Here is a 19,597-nt window from a genome sequence, read left to right on the forward strand (position 1 = left end):
ACCCCGTTGGAAGGGATCAGCGTGGTGATGGTGGGCAATCTCCGCCCTTGCCGGGGCGGGTTGTGCCGTTAAGCGTCCGGCGTCCGGGAGTTCGTACCTCTCGGGCGCCGCCGCTGTATGAGGCCCTATGAGGCCCTGGGTGTGCGCATGCCGCTACTCCTCACGCTCGTCGCGCCGGACTGGCGGCCCGGGGACGAAGAACATACGCACGACTCCGCACCAAGATCCAGACTTGGTTCTTAAACTCTGTAGAAGTCGTTGTGCCGTCTGCGGCACAGGAGCGGATGGTGTCCCGTTACGGAGATATCGCCCGCCGGCAGGGGCAGGGCTGACGACCTGCGTTCGCCCCGGGGAGTTGCCGCTCCCCGTCGCCATTTCCTCTTGCCTGGGGTTAGCACCCTGACGGGTTGTGCAGCGCGGGCTTCCAGATGTGTGGGCCGCCACAAATTGCGCCACGCGCAATTTGGCGGAAGTGATGCGGCTCACTGTGTGCGTGGTTTCCTGTCCGTAGGGCTCTAAGAATTGAGGTGGAATTTATGCCCGCCGGACTCCGTTCGTCAAGGGGTGATTTAATGGCTTCGCGATTGCGTGTGACGCAATCCCTTCAAGAATTGCGCGTGACGCAATTACTTCAAAATTGCGCGTGGCGCAATTTCGTCAAGTGATCTCGAACGTTGAGAGGCGAGAAGTGCGAGCTGTCACCATGTCCAGCTACGGGGGACCAGAGGTCCTCCGGCTCGCGGAGGTCCCCGAGCCAGAGCTGGCGGTCGGGCACCACCGGATTGAGGTTCTTTGGTCGGGGGTGAACTACGCGGATCTGCACGTGCGAGAGGGGAACTACCTTGCCGGTGTGACGCTCCCGTACGTCCCCGGCAACGAAGTGATGGGCTACTGCGACGGGCGGCGGGTTGTGGCCCTGACCCGTGGTGGCGGATACGCGCAGGCGGCGTTGGCCCACCGTCGGACGACGATCCCGGTCCCGGACGACATCGACGATGTCACGGCGATCTCGTTGACGCTCCAGGGCAACTCGGCCTGGCACCTGTTGCATACAGTCGTGCGCATCAGCCCGGGGGAAACCGTGATCGTGCCCGCAGCTGCCGGCGGTGTCGGGTCTCTGGCAGTGCAGCTCGCCAAGCGGGCGGGAGCTCGCGTGGTGGCCCTGGCCAGCACGGACGCCAAGCGAGCTCTGGCCCTTGGTCTGGGGGCAGATGCTGTCCTGGACAGCACCTCGACAAGTCTGGCCGCGGACCTGAAGGAGGCGACCGATGGGGGAGCCGCCGCAGCGCTGGAGATGACCGGCGGCGACACCCTCCACGCGACCCTGGATGCCCTGGCGCCCATGGGCCGGATGGCGATCTACGGGAGCGCAAGCGGCATCGAGTCCACTGTCGCCACCCGCGACCTCATGGCCACCGGCAAGACGGTCAGCGGATTCTGGCTTCCCCTGCTGTTCGGGCACCGAACCGCGCTGCGCGACTCCATGAACGACCTCTTCCAGGCAGTACGCGATGGGGAGCTCGACGTCCCTGCGCCCACTGTGTACCCGCTGAGCGAGGCGGCTCGGGCCCACGAGGACATAGCTGCCCGCCGTACCACCGGCAAGGTCGTCCTTGACCCTGCCGCCTGACTCTGCCTGGTTGTCGCCGCGGCTCGACCTGGTGTTCCGCCCCGCGAGGAGAGGGGCGAGGCCCGAAGTCGAGTCGGCTGCAGTCAGCCGACCGGCTCGTCCAGTTGCTGGCGCAGGTCACGCAGAATCACAAGCCGCTCTGACAGTTCGTTGATCATCGTGTCCAGCTCACTGCCGGCCTCTCCCGCGGAGGCCGGCAGTGTCGTACGGAGGAGCTGCTGGTATTCACGCATGACGCCAGGGCGGGGCGACAGCGGCACAAGGCGGCTGAGCGTCGCCTCCACAGAGAGCGTGTTTTCGCGCGCCCCGATGTCAGCCTGCTCGTACGCCCACACAACGGTTCGGTCCTGCGGGTTGAGCGTGAGACGGCATCCGGGGCCGACCAGCGCGCTCAGCTCCGGCAAGTCGATGGCCTCGGTGGCCGCGAGCGCTGCGGCGTCCTGTGGGGAATCGGCCCATCCGGCTCGTGCCCAAGAGGCGTCCCCGATCACGTCAGGGTTGTCTGTCCCCTCTGATCCGAACGCGCCCGACGGCTGTACGAATCCGGGCTGCAGCTCGTGCTCGCTGCCGAGCCAGGCGATGACCACCGCCCGCAAGTTCGGGTGGCTGGCGGGGAACAGGACGTGGGAGACGACTTCGATCTCCTGGAAGTCGAACCGTGGCAGCCGCATGCGGAACCGGTTGCCGTCGCGGTGGGCAACCACGTGAGGGCTCTCATCCCAGAGCCGGCGGCACACCGGGTCCTCGTAGACCTCGCGCAGCAGGGAGGTCATGAAACGGTCGGCCGGGTGGCGTGCCAGGGCCATCCGGATCATGGCCAGGTACACGCGGGCGTGATCCTCCCAGCCCACGTACTGCTTACGGGCGTCCGGGTGAAGCAGAGCCCAGCGCATCAGGTTGGCTCCTGGCTCAAGAACCCAGGGGAACCAGTCGGCCATGGCCCTGTTGAAGCCGATCATGGACCAGTCCGCATCACTCACGTAGGCCGGGTGAGGCATCTGCTGGTCCAGCAGAAACTGGAGTGTGCGCAGAGCTGGCGGCTCATCCCTGGGGCGGGGGCGGCCAATCAGAGCGCCGCCGGGGGTGTAATAGAGGAGGGTCTGGCGTTCGTCCGGACCCAGGTGGAGCCGCTTGACCAGCTTCTCGACCGCGTCATGAGGGATACGGGGAACGGCGCCCCGTTCCAGCTGCCGATACCACTTCTCGGACATGCCGATCGCGTGCGCCACCTCGGCCTGCGGGATTGCTCGGCCGCGCCCCTCCTTCAGTCCGGCGGCAAGGCGCCAGGCTCTCAGCAGGCCGGCCAGTCCCATCAGCTCTTCCGGACCGAGTTCTCCCTCGTCCTTTTCGCCGAGACTCATGCGGCACCAGCTCCCCTCACATGCCGCCAGCTTGAGGCAGCCCAGAGGAGGCGACAACTTGAATCGGCCCGGTGGGGTCTCGCTCGAGTCTCTTCCATATGCGTGCTGCTGGCCTCGGGCAAGGACCGGTAGTCGTGTTCCGGTACTCCAGTTCCGGTTCGCCCCTGAGACTGTGTGCGGGCCGGGGACGGAGGCAGGATTTTCTGGCCCTGAATTTACTCATCGGGCACGAGCAGCCCCGCTATTAGTTCTGGATTCAACATGGTATCCGGGCGCCCCAAGGGGAGCAGTCACGCCGAGCGGGTGATCCGGGTGATGCAGGCATTCGCCGAGCTCTCGGGAGACACGCATTCTCTGAAAAACATTTCCGATCACACAAACCTGGACCCTGCGGTGGTTCACCGGATTCTCGCGGTTCAGGTCGCCGCGAAATGGGCTGAACGCGTTGGTCGCGGCAAGTACCGATTGGGAAGCCACACTGCCCGAGCCGGAATGCAGGCGATGGCCGGCATGTACGACCACCTGGACCAGCACGAGATCCTCGTCGATCTGCAGGCGGACTGCGGCGGCCTCGTTCTCTTCTACAGCCTCGCCTCCGTCGGCGCGCGCCGCGTCTGCACCGACTACGCGATCGGCAACTACTGCCCGGACGACTTCGGCATGACCGCGTACGACATCTTCACCGCCGGCTGCTCGCTCCGCACAGGTGCATCCGGACGAACCCTGCTCGCCTACGTGCCCGAGAGCCTCCGGGAGATCGCACTTGCTGAGCCCATCCCCGAGACCGCCGGCCCTGGCGCACTCAGCAACGACGACCTCCTCGCCACCTTGGAGGAGATCCGGACCCTGGGCTACGCCATTGGACGCCAGGAGTGCCTACCGGGCTGGGACTCAGTGGCGGCACCGGCTCTCTGGGGCGACACGACACTCGGCGTCGTCCTGCTCCTTAAACCCCTGAGCGACATCCCCAACGACATCACCGACTACATCGACCAGGTCCTCGGCGCCGCCCAGCTGATCAGCCTGGCGGCCACCCAGGGCGGCCGGAACCCCCAGCTCGTCGCCTGACCACGAGAAAGCACAGACACATCGTGACCTTCATTGCCCACGTCCCAGCGGTGGACGATGCCCACGCCCTGATCGCCGACCTTGCAGGTGCCAGCCTCCACAACCTCGACGGGCTCGGCGCCCACCTTGCCCCCTCCCGACTCGCCCTCGACCCAGAACACAAGGAGGTCTGGTGGGTCGTGCCCGAGGGGGAAGCGTGGACGGTGGAGACAACAACACCTGGCCAGTGCCTCGACCTCATCAGCCAGCGAGCCGCCCCGACCTGGGCATCGGAGCCGCTGGCGCGTGCTGACTACCAGCGCATCCTCGATGTGCTCCTTCCGCCGACGGAAGCTGTGCAGCGGGCGATGCGGCCCCACGCTGAGCAGAACAACTGAGTTAGCACCTCGTCCGGGCCACAGCCACACGGCCGTTCCTCGCGGTGGGGGCGTATCCAATTCGGCGGAGGGTTCGTTCACAGCATGGTGGCGATGATTGCTGCTTGGGTCTTCGGCCCGCGGCCCGTCGCGGCGACGCCGTTCTCGCGATCGGCTTCACCGAGCTGCGGGGGCCTGGATCGTCACCGGAGAGGGCTTGGAACGAAGGAGCATGCTGGCTCTCGCCAGGTCCTCCGGTGTATCGACCGCCATCCCTTCGTCCACGACGCCGAGCATCCGTACGCCGTGGCCGTGTTCGACGAGGCGCAGCATCTCCACGCCTTCCGTACGCTCCAGCGGACCCTGCGGGAGGCGCCGGAACAGGCTGAGCGCCGTTCCGGTGAAGCCGTAGAGGCCAAGCTGACGCAGGTAGCTCGGCCGGTCACCGCGCGGGTAGGGGATCGGCTGCCTGGAGAACATCAGGGCGTTGTGCTCGACATCGACGACGACCTTGACGACGTTGTGGTCCAGGACGGCACCGACGTCGCCGAGCTCCGCGTACGCGTTCACCGCGAGCGTTCCGGGCGTCAGGTGTTCCAGGGCTTCAGAGACGGCGTCGATCGCGGCGGGCGAGATGAACGGCTCGTCGCCCTGGACGTTGATGTATGCGCCAGCGGGCAGGCGCTCCGCGCACTCCGCGACGCGGTCCGTGCCGGTGAGGTGTTCTCCGGTGCGCACCCACTCGATGCCCAGTTCCTGGCACGTCGCCTCGATGCGTTCGTCGTCGGTGGCGACGACGACGCCGTCGAGGCGCTTCGCCTCCAGGCAGCGCTGGTGGACGTGCCACAACAGTGGCTTGTCCCCGAGCTGTGCCAGGGGCTTCCCCGGAAACCGGGAGGCTCCCCAGCGGCAGGGGATGACGGCTATGTGGCGGCGGGGTGTGGTGCTCGGTGGTGCGGCTGTGGTGGCGGCCACGGCGACTCCCGTCGGTGAATGTCAGGAATGAGCGGGGCGGGGGAGGAGAGCCAGCTTGGCGCGGACGGTCGGCGAGGCGGAGTCCTCGAACGACCGCCACTCGAAGCCGCTGACCTCTTCGGAGCGTCACTGCGGGTTGGGTCCGGAGGAGGAAGACCCAGCGGAAGTCCACGTGCTGGTGCGCAGGCTCGCCCTACGCGGCGTTGGCGGCGCTGTCGTGCACGTCGATGTCCAGGGGCACCGTCTCGAACCCCGGGAGGGGGGCGACGGCGTTGGACTAAGGCGTCCAGCCGCGCCTTCTCAGGACTCTCCACTGCAACTCCTCCTCGCGTCTCGCTGGTTATGCCGCGCGGCCGTACGCGGCGGACTCGGCGGCCAGCGCCTGCATCTGGGCCCGCATGCCGTTGTGGAGGTCGACCTGGGGCTGCCAGCCCAGGACCTCGTGGGCGCGACCGGGGTTGGCGCGGGTGGTGAGGACGTCGCCGCTGCGCGGGTTCTCCTGATGAACCTGGATCTCGCGCCCCGCGAGGCTGTTCGCGATGTTGATCACTTCGAGCAGGGAGGCGCTCGAACCGCCTCCCACGTTGATGACCCCACTGGCCGTCGGGATGGTGGCCGCGGCGATGGTCGCGGCGACGGCGTCGTTGATGTAGGTGAAGTCCCGGCGCTGGTGGCCGTCCCCGTACAGGCGCAGTGGCCGGCCGGTAAGGGCGGCCTTGAGGGCGCGGTGCGTGAACATGTCGGGGCGCTGCCGGGGGCCGTAGACCGTGAAGTACCGCAGGGCGACGACGCTGGTGGGGGAGTGGGCCTGGATCGAGTGGGCGAGGCAGAGCTGCTCCTCGGCGAGTTTCGTGACCGCGTACGGGGAGGCCGGCTGGGGCCGGTCCGTCTCGACGCTCGCACCGCCCTCGGTGGGGCCGTAGACACTGGAGGACGAGGCCACCACGAGCCGGGGAACGCCCATCCGGGTGGCGGCTTCCATGACGCGGTGGGTGGCGAGCACGTTGGAGGCGACGTACTCGCTGAACCTCGGTCCCCAGGAGGGGCGTACCCCGGGGATGCCGGCCAGGTGGAAGACGGCGTTCGCGTCGACGAGCATCGGCTCGATCGCGCAGCTCAGGAGGTCCCCAGTGACGTGCATGTAGCCGGGGAGACCCCGCAGGACGGCGAGGTTGGCCGCAGCCGTGGGGTCGGTGGCCGGGTCGCGCCGGTCGACGCCGATGACGACGGTGCCGGCCTGGACGAGGGCGTGCGCGAGGTGGGAGCCGATGAAGCCGGCGGCGCCGGTCACCACCGCTCGACGGGGTACGGCGGTGGTCAGCTGGGGCGAGAGCTGTGACACGGAGGTCTCCAGAATCGGGGGAGGGGTGGTTCAGACGAGTCGGGCCAGAACAGTGCGGCCGTGGGTGCTGAGCGCGAGGTCGTCCCGCTCGTGCCCGCGGACGAGTGCGGTGACGGCCTCGATGGCACCGAAGGACTCCAGCAGCCGCTGTTCGGTGTCGTTCAGTGGCTTTCCGTATCCGGCGAAGAAGGCGGTGCGGAGGTTCGGGGCGGCCTGCCAGCGGCGGAACTCGAGCCGGGCGAAGTCGCGGATGCGGGCGTCGCGGCGCATGTGCTCGAAGTCGCACAGCCCGAAGGCGTCGCCGAGGAGCCAGTTCCGCGGCTGGTAGTCGAGGTGGCACACGGTGCTGTCCATGAGTGTGTTCGCCAGGACGTCCGCGTGGTGGCTCAGGCGGTCGCGTTCGACTGTGGAGATGAGGCCGGCCCGGTCCGCGCGGGCGGTCCAGTCACGCAGCCGCTGGGCGAGTTCCGTGCCGACGGCACCGGTACGCGATACCGAGGTGGCGTGGTGCAGCTTGCCCAGCACGCACCCGGCCTCGTAGTGCGCCTGCTCCTCCTCTGGGGACCCCGGGGCGACCGTGTCCGCCCGCACGCCGGGAACAGCGGTGAGCAGCAGCGTGCACGTCCTGTCCTGTTGGCCCACCACGCGAGGGACATGGCCGATCAGGTGGGACCCCCAGGCGAGATAGGCGTGGAGCTCACGGACGTATCGGTCGCGTTCGCCGTGCTGCTTGGCGAAGAACTCTTTGCCGTCGCGGCTGACCAGCCGCAGGACGCGCGGCGGGAGCCTCGGATCGTGCACGATCCGGACCGCTCCCAGCGCACCTCGGGCCAGGCTCAGGCGCGGGTCGTCGGACAGCGTGATCACGAGGCGGCCTCCCGTGCTAAGGCGGCCAGGTGCTCGGTGTCGTTGTGGCGGTCGAGCACCCACCGTCTCTGTCCGAGGCGGTTGAGGTGGTGCTGCCAGCGGGTGATGGAGCAGTGGGAGATCGTGAATCCGGCCGGAGCGCCGAGCGGGATCCCCAGGAGCAGGGTGTGGGCGACGATCACGGTTTCGCCGTGCGCCGCAAACAGGACGCGTTCGCCCTCGTGTTGGTCGATGAGTTCCTGCAGGAAGCGACCGGCCCGTTCGAGGTAGCCGTTCCAGTTGTCGGATCCAGCCGCCCAGGGCCTGTCGGGGTGGGCGTGCGGCCCGCCATTGGCAGCGGCCTTCACCTCGGCCCAGGGCTGCCCGTCAGCGGCGCCGTGGATGGGGCCGTCGAGACGGTCGTCTACGGACATAGGGATTCTGAGGGCCTGGCTGATGATCTCGCCGGTCTGGCGCAGGCGGATGCGCGGGCCGGCGTACAGCGCGTCGAACGGCTTGTCGCGGTGCTCGGTGGCGAGTCGGAGTGTGACCTGCTCGACCTGTGCGTATCCACGGTTGGTCAGCCCGGTGCAGGTGCGCGAGCCTCCGACCAGGCCGTCGACGTTGCACTGGGCTTCGCCGTGGCGGACGAAGACGAGTTCGGTGTTGATCACGTGGAACCTCCGGGACAGGGGCGGGATGCGCCGCTGTGGCGGTAGCCGTTGCGCCCGGCGTACGGGGCGGTCAGGACGGCGTGCAGGGCGAGGAAGTCGTCGAGCCGCTCGCGATCTGTGGTGCCGAGCTGGGTGTCGTGCCGTGCGGCGGCCTCGTTGTACGCGTGCATGCTCGCGTCGACGGAGTCGGTCGGCAGAGGCCCGTACGTCAGGATCAGCGTCGCGATCAGTTTCGCCAGGTCGTACCCCATCGGCGCGAGCGTGAGGTCGTCGGTGTCGACGGTGTAGATGTCGCCGGCCTCGGTGATGATGAAGTTCCGGGGGTTGCTGTCCTTGTAGAACGCGGTCGGCCCCTCGGCGGTCTTCTCCAGTAGCGTCAGCATCGCGTGGAGGGCGACCCGGTCGGGCAGGTAGCCCTGCTGCAGTCTTCTTCGGAGGGCGGTCTGCCGGGGACCGATGTAGTCGCCGAACGCGGTGCCGTCCTGGAAGCGGTGCGGCGTGTTCAGCCCGGTCGGCCGGAGATCGCTGGTCCAGGCGGCGCCGTGGGCGTCTCCCAGCAGCCCGGCCAGGGTCAGCAGGTCCTCGGGCCGTGCCGGGCGGCCGTCGACCCACTCGTACGTCAGGCCGCTCTGCCCGACTACCGTCAGCACCGGCAGACGCAGCGGCCGTGCGTGCTCGGCGAGCCAGGCGTGGTGACGGGCGGCCGAGGCCACCCTGCCGGGGGTCTCGTAGCGCTTGGTGAACCGGCGGATGGTCACGGCCGTCCTCCCCGTGACCGGGCCACGACGAAGGTGACGAGGGACTGGGTGGTGAGGGGCCGGTCCGGCACGAACTCGTGCAGCGTCGCCGCGAGCGCGCCCGGATTCCCGTACAGGCCGGGGGCGAGGTCGTACTTGGGGTTGGTGGCCAGGTACTCGGCCACGTGGTCGTGACCGTCGAAGGTGAAGCTGTGCTCCTCGTCCTTTACGGCGAGTACGTCGAGCGACACGGCGGCCAGCTCGGCGAGATTTCCGCTGTGCGCCGAGACATACAGACTCTCGTGCTCCTCGGCCCTGGGATCGAGGCCGGCGGCAGCGACCAGCTGGTCCATGTCCCGGTAGCTGTCGAGCCCCTTCGTCACGAGCACGGCCAGCCCTCCAGGGGCGAGCACCCGGTCGATCTCCGCCACCACGGTCTGCGGGCGCGGCGAGTGGTAGAGGCAGAACGAGGCGACGACGACGTCGTACGAGCGGGCGGGCACCGGGAGATGGTGGAAGTCGCCCTGAAGGAAGCTCACTGGGAGGCCGGGCAGCCGCCGGGCACGCTGGAGCGCCTGCTTGATCAGGGCCGGCGCGGCGTCGAGGCCGACGACCCGCCGGGGCCGGAGCTCCTGGGCGAGGGCCAGGCTGCTCGTGCCGCGACCGCAGCCGACGTCCAGGACCAGGCCGAGACGGTCGGGCCGCCCGTGTTGGCTTCGCACCAGTCCGACGATCGTGTCCGGTACGGGGTGCCCGGCGGTCTTCGCCCGCATCAGGGCATTGGACCGACCGGCCAGCCGAGAGGCGTGCCCGTACAGCTCCGCCTGCCGTGCGGGATCCAGGAAGGGGTTGGTGCCGCTCATGCCGCGCCCTCCCCTCGGGGGCGCGGAGCGCTCAGCTGCGCTCGGCGGCGGCCTTCCGCAACCAGCGGCGCGTCTGCCGCCGATTGGCCAGCAGCACCACGTCGCCCCGGCCCGAGGCGTACTCCTCGATCTTGGCCATCACGCGCGGGCGCATCTTGCGGCGGTACGTCGCCACGTACTTGACCACGCCCCAGTGGATGCGGTTGTGCACCCCGTTGCCCTTGTGCCCGGCGCCATGCCGGAACTGCCGGGAGAAGATCCCGTACAGCGCTGCCACGGTCGAGACGTCCATCAGGACCACGGTGTCGCAGGCTTCGAGCCGGATCTGCAGCGTCGAGTTGTAGTTCCCGTCGATCACCCACGTCGGCCGCGCGACCAGCTCCCGCTGCAGCGCGGCGAACTTCTCCATGGGCAGTTCGTTCCACTCGTCGTCGTAGAACGCGGCGTCCAGGTGCGTCACCGGGGCATCGAGAATCCTGCCCAGCTCGCGAGCCACGTACGACTTGCCGCTGCCTCCGCAGCCGACGATGGCGACCTTCTTCATGATGCTCCAGAGTAGAGGCGCTCGGATGCCCGGTCAGACCGGCGGTCCCGACACGTTCGGATGATCCAGACCCCACGGCCTGGGTGGTCAGCTGCATCACGCCGCTCCCCGCTCTGCCGCGACGGGGTCGACGGCGGTGTTGAGGACCGCCTCCAGAGCAGTGACCTGCCGGCTCAGGCGGAACAGGTCCAGGCGGTCCAGGCAGGCCCCGATCAGGTCCGCGTGCTCCTGGGTGCCGGCGATCTGCCGGAGATACGAGAGCCGCTCGATGACCTCCTGGCCTGAGCGCACGATCAGATCCGCGGGCACGAACTGATCGACGTGGCGGATGTCCGCCGGGGCGAGCGGCAGGCAGCCGGCAAGCACGGCCTCGAAGATCCGCTGCGTCATCTGCCCGACGGCGGCGTACCTCTCGGGGAGCATGAGGATGGTCGCCAGGGACCTGCTGTAGACGGCGTGGACCGCCTCGAAGGGCAGCCTGCCGAGGAACCGTACGTGCGGCCAGCGGCTGGTCTTGGTCCACTTGCCCCCGACCAGGTGCTCGAAGCGGGCGGCGGCCGGCGCGAAGAAGCGGTCGAAGTGCTCGTCGCGGTTGTACTGGTTGCCGATGTAGCCGAGGGCGAGGTCTCGGGGCTTGCTGGCGAGCGCGACCGGGTCTGCCTCGGCGAGCAGACGGTCGTCGACGGGGAAGAGCAGCCGGTGTGCGCCGGGCGTCGGTTCGAGGGCGGCCTCGCACACGGCGGCCTGGGGGACACGCCGCCACACACTGTCGGTCCGGAGCTGGCGGTCCTTGTCCCAGATCACGGTCGGCGTCTTCCGCCGCACGGTGTACCGGGTGACCAGTTCGGCCTGGCGGTGCAGGTCGCAGGTGTGACCCGTGGTTCTGCAGGGGGTGGTGTTGCGCCCGTCGATCGCCCATCGCCACTCCAGGAACAGCACGTCGATGTCTGGCGTGCCGCTGTGGAAGGTGTAGTCGTTGCCCAGGTCGTCGTCGGCCTCGATCAGGTCGCGGTTGGCCTGCAGGAAGACGATCTCGTGGCTGCGGCCGAGGAGGGCGTCGACCAGAGGGCGGCGGTGGCTGCGGCCGCCGTCCGGGGTGTCGGTGATCCCGTTGCCGAGGAATCCCCAGAAGCTGTATCCGATCTTCACTTGGTGATCCACCGGCCTTCCAGCAGCAGGGCGTCCAGTCCGGAGTTGGCCAGGCAGTCCAGGGCCATCTCCGGTGTCCCGCAGATCGGCTTGCCCTTGACGTTGAGCGAGGTGTTGATCAGGACCGGCACCCCGGTGCGGCGGGCGAATGCGCTGAGTACGGCGTGTATGAACGGGTTCTGCGACCGGGTGACGGTCTGAAGACGCGAGGTGCCGTTGGCGTGCACGATGGCCGGCACGCGCTCACGCGCCTTATCGGTCACGCCGGACGCCATCGACATGTACGGCGCCTCCTGGCCGAGCGTGAAGAACTCCTCGGCACGTTCGGCCAGGACCATGGGGGCGAACGGGCGGAAGGGTTCCCGGAACTTCACGGTGGCGTTCAGCCGCTCGACGACGCCGGGCTCCAGTGGGGAGGCGAGGATCGAGCGGCTCCCCAGCGCGCGGGGGCCGGCCTCGACCCGGCCGCGGAAGAGGCCGATGATCATGCCGTGGGCGAGTTGGTCGGCGAGGAACTCGGTTGTCTCGACGCCCAGCGTCTTCTGCTGGAGACCGGGCCACGCCGTGAGGTCGAGGGCCTGGTCCTGGTACGACGGGCCGAGGTAACAGGCCCGGGCGACGCCGGACACGGGCTGTCGGCTGTGGCTGCCGGTGTGTACGGCGATGGCGGCCCCGATCGCGGTGCCGGCGTCGCCCGGCGCGGGCGGGACGAAGACCGCGTCGAAGATTTCGTCCTCGATGATCCGGCCGATGCTCACGCAGTTCGTGGCGACTCCGCCACCGACGCACAGACGGCGCGACCCGGTGATCATGCGTGCCCGACGGGCCAGGTGCAGCATCACCTGCTCGGTGCGCTCCTGGAGCGAAGCGGCCAGATCCCGGTGGACGTCTTGGAGCGGCTCGCTCGGGTGACGCTCGGGGCACGTCTCGGCGATGAAGCGGCGAGAGGTCCTCGGATAGCCCGAGGCCAGCACGCGCGGCGGGAAGTAGGCGGGGTCGACCGCGAAGCCGGTGGGTGTGGGGCGCACGGCCCGGGCGAAGAGGTGCCGGAACCGCTCCGGATCGCCGAGGGCGGCGAGCGCCATCACGGTGCCTTCCTCGTCACCGCGTCGCCACCCCAGGTGCTCGGTGACCGCGCCGTACACGTATCCGAGCGAGGCAGGGTCGTTGATCGCCTCCAGGGTGCGGGTGGAGGGGTGGAGCGCGTCATGGCCGCAGGCGATGGTCGTGGTCTGCCGCTCGCCGAGGCTGTCGACGACGAGCACGGCGGACTCGTTCCACCCGGAGGCGGCGAAGGCCGCCAGCTGGTGGGCGCGGTGGTGCAGGACGGGGGAGACACGGGCGGAGGGGAACCGTCGGCCGAGGGCGCGGGCGCGCAGTTGAGTGCGCAGCGCCACCTTGGCGAAGCCCTGCGCCCTCGGCAGAGCCCGGTCGCGCGTCGTCGCCGACAGGGCCAAGCGCAGGGCGGCCGGGGACTCGGCGAGGTAGTGGGCGGGCTGGAAGTTGTAGGCGACGGTGTTGACGTCGGCTGCGGTGAGCCCGGCCTCGCCCAGCAGCCACTCGACGGCGTGGCGGGGGTAGTCCTTAGTGTGCTTCTGCTGGGAGAGCCGCTCTTCCTCGACGAAGCCGATCAGCTCCCCGTCCACCATCAGGGCGGCGGCGGAGTCGTGCGTGTAGGAGCACAGGCCGAGGATGACCGAGGGCGTGCGGTCCGTGGCGGCCATCACCGCGTCCCCGCCGTGTCACGCGCGGTGGAGATGCGGCCGCGGTGGTTCAGCTCGCCGTACCAGGCGGTCAGCGCCACGCCCAGCGGACCGTCGACCTTGTCGGCGACCCGCCACGCCTGCTCGCGGGAGCCGTCCTTCCACAGGCGGTAGCTGCGCAGTGTCTCGGCCATCGCGTCCCAGCCCGGGTGGCCGGTGACGTCCTGGGCCTCCACCTGGTCGAGGAGGTCGTCGAAGCCCCGCCACGGTGTGGTGAGGTCCGGCATGACCGCGCTCGCGGTGACCGAGGTGAGCTCTTCGGCCTGGGTGAGGTGGTTCTCGTAGATGTGCAGCGATCCCACATGGTGGTGGAACTCGCCCAGCTCGGCGCCGAGCCACCCGGCGACCAGCTCGTGCAGCACGGTGTAGAAGAACAGGTCGTACGGCATGCCGATCCACACGTCCTGACCGCGCATCGTGGTCGACATGTGCAGGCGGCCGGCGCGCAGGTAGAAGCGGAAGCCCAGCGTGCACGGCACGTCCTTGTGCCCGGCGGCGTCCTGAACCGGGTCGTAGAGCTGGATCAGGGCCCGGCGCGAGTCGGGATCCTCCTTGAGGATCTCCACGACGCGGCGCAGTTGGTCCACGGTGCCGCCCCACTTCCGCATCCGCGGCCCGTACGCACCGCGCAGGACGCCGTCGTCGGCGTACTGCCGCAGGCGTGCGTTGTAGTCGAAGATCCACGGGGCGTCCGAGCCGGAGAGGTGCCAGACGGCCTCCGCCACGGCGAACGCGGGGTTGATGAGACGCGCCGGCGGCGCGTACAACAGGCGGGCCCGCGGCTGGGTCAGCCGCATGTGAACGTCGAGGACCTCACGGGTCGTCATGCCCCGGGGGCTGACCTTCTCGCCGCCCTTGGCCAGGGCGACCGCGCCGACGAAGAGTTCGGCGACGCTGTCGGCGTTCAGGTGTGTCATCGGGCAGGTACTCCTTCGCCCTGCGGCCGTCCGAAGTCGGCTCCGCGGGCATCGTGGTGAACATGGTGGGAATGCGGGACATCGCCGTCGGCGCGCCGGGCGATGAGGCGCGCGACCTGGGCGGCGCTGTCGCCGCGCCACCGGCACACCGCGTCCGTCGCCCCCCGGTCCGCAGGCGGGCGGGGATCGCTCAGTGCGACCAGGGCGCCGACCACCTCGTCGGCGGTGCTGCACCGCCGTGCGAGGCCGTGGTCGGAGAGTCCGAGCGTGCGCTCGCCGGGCAGGGCGAGTTCGAGTACCGGGACCCCGAGCAGCGCGGCTTCGATGCCGCACGTCGAATAGGCGCTCGCCAGGGCGTCAGCGCCGGCGAGGGAGCCGCGAGCACCGACCCGAGGATCGGCCACGGCCACGAGCGGCCGCCCGTCCCGCTGGAGCACGTGGGCGAAGGCGTTGACGCTCTGTGCCGGGTGGGGCGCGATGACGAGTCCCCAGTCGCCGCCGGCCTTCCACAGACCGTCCAGGAGGAGGTCGGCGTGGGCCTTGAGCCGGTCGGTTCCGAAGGGCTGGCAGGCCCACACCGCGATACGTGCCGGGCCTCGGCGTTGGGCGGATGTCAGCAGGTTCTCCAGGTATCGCCGCTGGGCCTCGCGGTCGAGACCGGCGAGTGCGTCGAAGCGGGGCTGGCCCAGGACGTGAACCTCGGCGTGCGGGTGGCGCGCCCACGCCCTCGCGAGGGGCAGGTCCTGTTCCCCCATGACGACGACGTCGCGGCTGTGCAGCGCGGGCCATGCGACGGACTCCGCGGTCCAGGCCCCGTGCTGGACGTGGACCGTGTTCGCGCGATGGCGCCCTGCCGCATGTACGGCCAGCGCACCCAGCGGGCTGGTGTCGTTACTGACCAGGACGGTGTGCGGCTGGACGGTGCCCAGTACGCCGTCCAGCCACGTCTCCGCCCGGACCACGGAACGCCACGAGGGCTGGGTGCACCCGCCGCTGGTCTCCAGTACCACGGACACGAGGCGAGCCAGCCGGGCCAGTTGAACCTCGTGCTCGTCGACGCGAATGAAGCGGCCGTCGTCCGGCAGCCGCAGGCCGTCCACGGCGCCGGAGAGGCCGAAGAGACAGGATGGCGGCGAGCACAGCTTCACCCCCGGATCTCCCGGGGCCGGGCACCGCTCCGTCGGGTCGGTGGCCAGGTCCAGCACCAAACTGGTGCATCCGTTTCGGGCCAACTCCTCCAACACCGGCAGCAGAGTGGCCGCGTGTCGGGAGGACCACGACAGCGCCACCACCTCGCGCTGCGGCAGCCCCGAAGGAGTCGGGCTCGGCACCTCTACGGCCACGGGGAGAGGAGGGAGATTGCGTAACTGCGCGGAACGGAGAGGGTTGTGGTGGGCCGACGCCCCGAGTAGGTACGCAATGCCCGACCAGGTGACGGTGTACGCCCGGTACTCGCGCGAGCTGCTCGACCGCAGCCCGACGAGCCCTTCATACGGCGCGATCCTCAGAGGGCCCGGCGCCTTCGCGAACGGCTCCCAGGCGCTGAGCGCAACCAGCTTGCGTACGACCTGTGCCACCAGGCGCCGCGCCGGCACGTGCTGGACGTACAACCACCCCGCGCCACCCGGCGTCCTCACGAGGTCAGCGGCATACTCTTCGAGGGCCTCCATCACCTGCTCGACCCGTGCTTCCGCTTCCTCCGGGTCGAACGGCAGGGCCTCCAGTTCGGACGTGGTGATCCGGTCGGATTCCATGGTTGCGAGCGCGCCCCCGCCGACCAGCGCCCACAGGGACTTGCCGTCGGACTCGGCACGGGCGATGCCGAGGGCGCTGCAACTGGTCCGCGTCACACCAGGCTCCCTTCGAGGATGGGCCCGGTGTCCATGAGTCGCAGCAGGTCCTTCGGCGATCCGGCGACGACGGGGGCTGGTGCGATCGGGGCGCCGTAGCCCCAGGCCGCGTGCACGTACGAGACACCGGCACGGAGGGCCGCCTCCTGGTCGACTGCCATGTCCCCGACGTACACCGCATCGCCCGGGTCAGCGCCGAGGTCGATCAGGGCCAGCAGGATCGGGTCCGGCGTCGGCTTGCCCCTGCCTATGCCGTTCGGGGTGCGCACCGTGGCGAACGGGACGCCCCGCTGGGCCAGGAGCGGAGTGGCTCGGTCCAGCGGCCTGGACGTGACGATTCCCAGCCGCCAGTCGGCAAGGCCGAAGGCGTGCAGGACCTCGGCGATGCCGTCGAACTGCCTTGCCAGGTGCGACGCGACCGTCGACGCCTTCGCATACGTCTGGTGGATCGCGTCGTGGACGTCAACCAGCCCGAGCTGCTCCATGATGTCGGCGAAGGGCCGGCCCAGGTGGCGCTCGTACTCCTCGAACGGGACGTCGAGGTCGTGCTCCTCACGGACCTGGTGCCACGCGCTCTCCATGACGGGGCGGGTGTCGACGAGCACGCCGTCCAAGTCGAGCAGCAGGACACGTACGGCTTCAGCGTCGCGATCCAGTCTCGTTCCGCCAGAGAACGGCGTGGGCGAGGGCGTAAGCCGGGATGACATCAGAGTTCTCCAAGGGGAGGTGGTCAGGAGGTGATGGGCGCCTCGGGGCGCCTCACGAGGGCGATCACCCTCTTGCCGCGTCCGTCTTCCTTGGGGCAGGCAGCCCAGGCGTCGGCCGTTGCGGACACGAGGTACAGGCCACGTCCGCCCGTGGCGTAGAGCGAGGGATTCTGAGGCAACGGGGCCTCCGGGGAGTTGTCTTCGACCTCGATCCCCACAACACCGGCCTGCAGGGCAAGGGTCAGCGTGATCTCCTCGGCGGGTGCGCCGTCGGTCCTGGACGGAAGTCCCGGACCGGCGTCAGGAGTTCGCCCGTGCCGCTCGGCGTTGGTGGTGAGCTCGCTGACGATCAGCACGGCTTGGTCCAGGAGGTCTTCCACCTCCCACGCCGTCAGCACATCCCGGGTGAAGGACCGTGCCCGGCCCGGCGCCCTGTCGTTGGCGGCAAGCGTCAGGCTCTTCTGGTGTTCGGGGGCGTTGATCACGCTGCCCAGGCTTTCGATTCGGTCCATGCTCGCCTTCTCACAACTGGTGCTTGAGCCCGCGGAGGACTCGATCGGCGGTTTGGTCGGTGCGGTCGAAGCTGCGGAGGTTTTGCACGAGCACGGCCACCGGCGGGGTGTGGTCGAGATGCTCGCTTCGGACATCGCGGCGGGACCGCGCCCGTCGGCCGAAGCAGTCGGGCGGCGGCCCCAGTCGTGTGGCTGGTCTTCACCGGTTTCCTCCCGGACAAGGGCAGTTGGTGGTTTCGTTGACCACGAGCGAACCGTGGATCACACCGCGGCGGTATCTCCGGGCGGTTGCCGGGGCCGTCAAACCCGTCAAAGATCGTTTTGGTGAACCGAGGTAGACGATGGCGCGCGAGCGGAACGTGAAGCTGGCCGACGCGATCGCGGAAACAGGCTGGTCGCAGGAGAAAGCGGCGGCTGCCTTCGTGAGGGCCGCGGCCGAGGTGGGAGCGAAGGAACTGCTGGGTACAAGCCGCTCGCACATCGCCATGTGGGTGGCGGGAACACAGCCCTCGGGCAGAGCGCCCCTTATCTTGTGCGAGACGTTGTCCCGGCGGCTCCAACGCCCCATCACTCCAGCTCAGATCGGGCTCTCCGTGCCGGCCACGGGTGCAGCCGCGGTATCGGAGTGGAACGTCGATACGCTGGATGCGCTGGTAGACCTTGGGAGAAGCGACGTGGACGTCGAACGCCGCCGACTGCTGGCTGGTGCCGCCTACTCGGTGGGTGGCCTGGTCCTGCCTGGACAGCAATGGTGGGAAGAGGCTCCCCAGCGGGCGAAGTCTCGCCCGGCCGCGACGAGCCGCAGGGTCGGGGCCACGGAAGTCAGCGCTGTCCGTGAGATGACCGAGTTCTTCTCTCAGCGAGACCAGCGCCACGGCGGCATGGACGGCCGCACGGCCCTCTACCAGTACCTCGTCGACGACGTTGCCCGGTACATCGGCGGGGTGTTCGTCAGCGACGACACCCGTCGTGCTCTTCTTGCCGCCGCCTCCGAGGCGGTGTACGTCGCCGGCTGGATGAGCTTCGACGCCTCCCAACACGAGGCTGCGCGACGCTACTTCACCCTGGCCTTGAAACTCGCGGCGGAAGCGAACGACGCCCCGCTCGCCGGCCATATCCTGCGGGCAATGGCCCACCAGGCCACGGATCTCGGCCACCCACGGGCTGCCGTCGAACTCGCCACAGCCTCCGTGGAGCGCAAGCGGTACACCCTCGCCACCCCCCGCGAGCGGGCACTGCTCGGAGTGGTGCAGGCACGCAGCCTTGCCGCCGACGGGCAGAAGCGCGCCGCGATCGCAGCACTTCTCCAGGCCGAGGACGACCTTGCTGCGGCGGACACCGGCGACGCAGATCCGAGTCGGGTGTGGTTCTTCCAGCGTGCGTCCCTGGCCCACGAGACCGCCCGCACCCTGTGGACGCTCGGCGATCTCGACGGAGCGCTCCGAGAGTTCAACAACAGCGTGCTGACCAGGAAGGCCGCGACCTTCAGCCGGACCCACGCGGTGACCCTCGGGTACATGGGCACGGTGCAGGCGCGCAAGGGGAACGTAGAGGCCGCGTGCCAGACGTGGACCCAGGCACTGGACGCCATGGAAGGCGTGCAGTCGGGGAGGGCACGCGAGGCCGCGGTGAACATGCGCAGGGTGCTGTCCCCCTTCCGAAATCGGGGAATCAGCGCGGCGGCGGAGATCGACGAGCGAGCCAAGGCCGTACTTGAACGAGTAGCCTGACGAATCCATGGTGGCGAAGGCGGGCACACTGCGATCGGCCGCCTCGCCGAGCCGCGAGCGGAGAAGGGGGAACCCGTGTCCACCGAGTTCATCCAGGTGCCGGTGATCGCCGACGTGGTCGGAGGCCACAAGGGGCAGCTCGACGACTTCAAGGGCGGTGTGGAGTCGATCATCCGACTGCGCCCGGAGTACCCGGAGGAAACGCTCCAGGGGATCGAGGAGTTCTCCCACCTCCAGGTCACCTGGTTCTTCAACTTCGGCTCGCCCGACGACGTCGCCCTCCACGCGCGCAGCCCGCGCAACAATCCGGAGTGGCCGGCCACGGGCACCTTCGTGCACCACAACCACCGTCGCCCGGCTCGGCTCGCGACCTCGTTCCCTCGGCTGCTCCGTGTCGACGGACGGGACCTGCACGTCACAGACCTCGATGCCGACGACGGCACCCTGGTGGTCGACGTCGTGGCCGTGTTCGAGGAGATGCTCCCGCGCGGCCCCGTCACGCAGCCGTCGTGGCCCAGCGAGATGCTGAAGGGCTACTGGAGGGACGCAGCCGAACGCTGAGTCGGGGCGTCC

General features: G+C 69.3%; 19 protein-coding genes and 1 pseudogene. 6 read left to right on the forward strand and 14 right to left on the reverse strand.

Annotated features, from left to right (window positions below; translation table 11 throughout):
- Positions 1-802 precede the first annotated feature (802 nt).
- Positions 803-1,630 carry a zinc-binding alcohol dehydrogenase family protein gene (locus ACF09C_RS27140; protein ID WP_392095122.1) on the forward strand — a complete coding sequence of 276 codons (828 nt, stop codon included), beginning with the start codon at positions 803-805 and terminating at the stop codon, positions 1,628-1,630.
- 83 nt (positions 1,631-1,713) lie between these two features.
- On the opposite strand, the gene ACF09C_RS27145 is transcribed toward ACF09C_RS27140, so the two are convergent.
- Positions 1,714-2,991: a helix-turn-helix transcriptional regulator gene (locus ACF09C_RS27145; RefSeq protein ID WP_392095124.1), complete on the reverse strand. Its 1,278-nt coding sequence runs from the start codon at positions 2,989-2,991 to the stop codon at positions 1,714-1,716.
- Positions 2,992-3,252: 261 nt separating this feature from the next.
- On the opposite strand from ACF09C_RS27145, the pseudogene ACF09C_RS27150 reads away from it, so the two are divergent.
- From ACF09C_RS27150 to ACF09C_RS27160, 3 genes and pseudogenes are all read left to right on the forward strand, one after another.
- A pseudogene (locus tag ACF09C_RS27150) lies at positions 3,253-3,420 on the forward strand (helix-turn-helix domain-containing protein); the annotation flags it as partial.
- 63 nt (positions 3,421-3,483) lie between these two features.
- Positions 3,484-4,059: an IclR family transcriptional regulator C-terminal domain-containing protein gene (locus tag ACF09C_RS27155; protein WP_392095556.1), complete on the forward strand. Its 576-nt coding sequence runs from the start codon at positions 3,484-3,486 to the stop codon at positions 4,057-4,059.
- A gap of 23 nt (positions 4,060-4,082) precedes the next feature.
- Complete coding sequence (locus tag ACF09C_RS27160) at positions 4,083-4,436, forward strand: hypothetical protein (protein WP_392095126.1); 354 nt, start codon at positions 4,083-4,085, stop codon at positions 4,434-4,436.
- Positions 4,437-4,592: 156 nt separating this feature from the next.
- On the opposite strand, the gene ACF09C_RS27165 is transcribed toward ACF09C_RS27160, so the two are convergent.
- The 13 genes from ACF09C_RS27165 to ACF09C_RS27225 all read right to left on the reverse strand — a co-directional run bounded on the left by ACF09C_RS27165 (position 4,593) and on the right by ACF09C_RS27225 (position 17,294).
- On the reverse strand, positions 4,593-5,390 hold the full coding sequence (locus ACF09C_RS27165; RefSeq protein WP_392095127.1) for a 3-deoxy-manno-octulosonate cytidylyltransferase: 798 nt from the start codon (positions 5,388-5,390) through the stop codon (positions 4,593-4,595).
- Between the two features lie 340 nt (positions 5,391-5,730).
- Positions 5,731-6,732, reverse strand: coding sequence for an NAD-dependent epimerase/dehydratase family protein (locus ACF09C_RS27170; protein WP_392095129.1), 1,002 nt, complete (start codon positions 6,730-6,732; stop codon positions 5,731-5,733).
- A gap of 30 nt (positions 6,733-6,762) precedes the next feature.
- Positions 6,763-7,599: an aminoglycoside phosphotransferase gene (locus ACF09C_RS27175; protein WP_392095131.1), complete on the reverse strand. Its 837-nt coding sequence runs from the start codon at positions 7,597-7,599 to the stop codon at positions 6,763-6,765.
- The gene (locus ACF09C_RS27180) at positions 7,596-8,252 is read right to left on the reverse strand and encodes a histidine phosphatase family protein (protein ID WP_392095133.1); all 657 of its coding nucleotides are present in this window, start codon (positions 8,250-8,252) and stop codon (positions 7,596-7,598) included. The genes ACF09C_RS27175 and ACF09C_RS27180 overlap by 4 nt, the downstream gene beginning before the upstream one ends.
- A complete protein-coding gene (locus tag ACF09C_RS27185; protein ID WP_392095134.1) occupies positions 8,249-9,010 on the reverse strand; it encodes a phosphotransferase in 762 nt (253 codons plus the stop codon). Before ACF09C_RS27185 ends, ACF09C_RS27180 begins: the two co-directional genes overlap by 4 nt.
- Entirely contained in the window at positions 9,007-9,852 is an 846-nt protein-coding gene (locus tag ACF09C_RS27190) for a class I SAM-dependent methyltransferase (protein WP_392095136.1), read from the reverse strand. The genes ACF09C_RS27185 and ACF09C_RS27190 overlap by 4 nt, the downstream gene beginning before the upstream one ends.
- A gap of 31 nt (positions 9,853-9,883) precedes the next feature.
- Positions 9,884-10,396, reverse strand: a complete 513-nt coding sequence (locus ACF09C_RS27195) for a topology modulation protein (protein ID WP_392095138.1) — start codon at positions 10,394-10,396, stop codon at positions 9,884-9,886.
- Positions 10,397-10,492: 96 nt separating this feature from the next.
- Positions 10,493-11,545: a hypothetical protein gene (locus ACF09C_RS27200; protein ID WP_392095139.1), complete on the reverse strand. Its 1,053-nt coding sequence runs from the start codon at positions 11,543-11,545 to the stop codon at positions 10,493-10,495.
- Positions 11,542-13,269: a carbamoyltransferase gene (locus ACF09C_RS27205; protein WP_392095141.1), complete on the reverse strand. Its 1,728-nt coding sequence runs from the start codon at positions 13,267-13,269 to the stop codon at positions 11,542-11,544. The genes ACF09C_RS27200 and ACF09C_RS27205 overlap by 4 nt, the downstream gene beginning before the upstream one ends.
- On the reverse strand, positions 13,269-14,225 hold the full coding sequence (locus ACF09C_RS27210) for a thymidylate synthase (protein ID WP_392095143.1): 957 nt from the start codon (positions 14,223-14,225) through the stop codon (positions 13,269-13,271). Before ACF09C_RS27210 ends, ACF09C_RS27205 begins: the two co-directional genes overlap by 1 nt.
- Positions 14,222-16,075, reverse strand: a complete 1,854-nt coding sequence (locus tag ACF09C_RS27215; RefSeq protein WP_392095145.1) for a hypothetical protein — start codon at positions 16,073-16,075, stop codon at positions 14,222-14,224. The genes ACF09C_RS27210 and ACF09C_RS27215 overlap by 4 nt, the downstream gene beginning before the upstream one ends.
- Positions 16,072-16,782, reverse strand: coding sequence for an HAD family hydrolase (locus ACF09C_RS27220; protein ID WP_392095146.1), 711 nt, complete (start codon positions 16,780-16,782; stop codon positions 16,072-16,074). The genes ACF09C_RS27215 and ACF09C_RS27220 overlap by 4 nt, the downstream gene beginning before the upstream one ends.
- A gap of 23 nt (positions 16,783-16,805) precedes the next feature.
- Positions 16,806-17,294, reverse strand: coding sequence for an ATP-binding protein (locus ACF09C_RS27225; RefSeq protein ID WP_392095148.1), 489 nt, complete (start codon positions 17,292-17,294; stop codon positions 16,806-16,808).
- Between the two features lie 341 nt (positions 17,295-17,635).
- Between ACF09C_RS27225 and ACF09C_RS27230 the strand changes: the two genes are divergently transcribed.
- Both ACF09C_RS27230 and ACF09C_RS27235 read left to right on the forward strand, forming a co-directional pair.
- Positions 17,636-19,024, forward strand: a complete 1,389-nt coding sequence (locus ACF09C_RS27230; protein ID WP_392095150.1) for a Tat pathway signal protein — start codon at positions 17,636-17,638, stop codon at positions 19,022-19,024.
- 75 nt (positions 19,025-19,099) lie between these two features.
- Positions 19,100-19,585: a TrmO family methyltransferase gene (locus tag ACF09C_RS27235; RefSeq protein WP_392095152.1), complete on the forward strand. Its 486-nt coding sequence runs from the start codon at positions 19,100-19,102 to the stop codon at positions 19,583-19,585.
- Positions 19,586-19,597 lie beyond the last annotated feature (12 nt).

The organism is Streptomyces sp. NPDC014870 (assembly GCF_043081505.1).
In the GTDB taxonomy this organism is placed as follows: domain Bacteria; phylum Actinomycetota; class Actinomycetes; order Streptomycetales; family Streptomycetaceae; genus Streptomyces.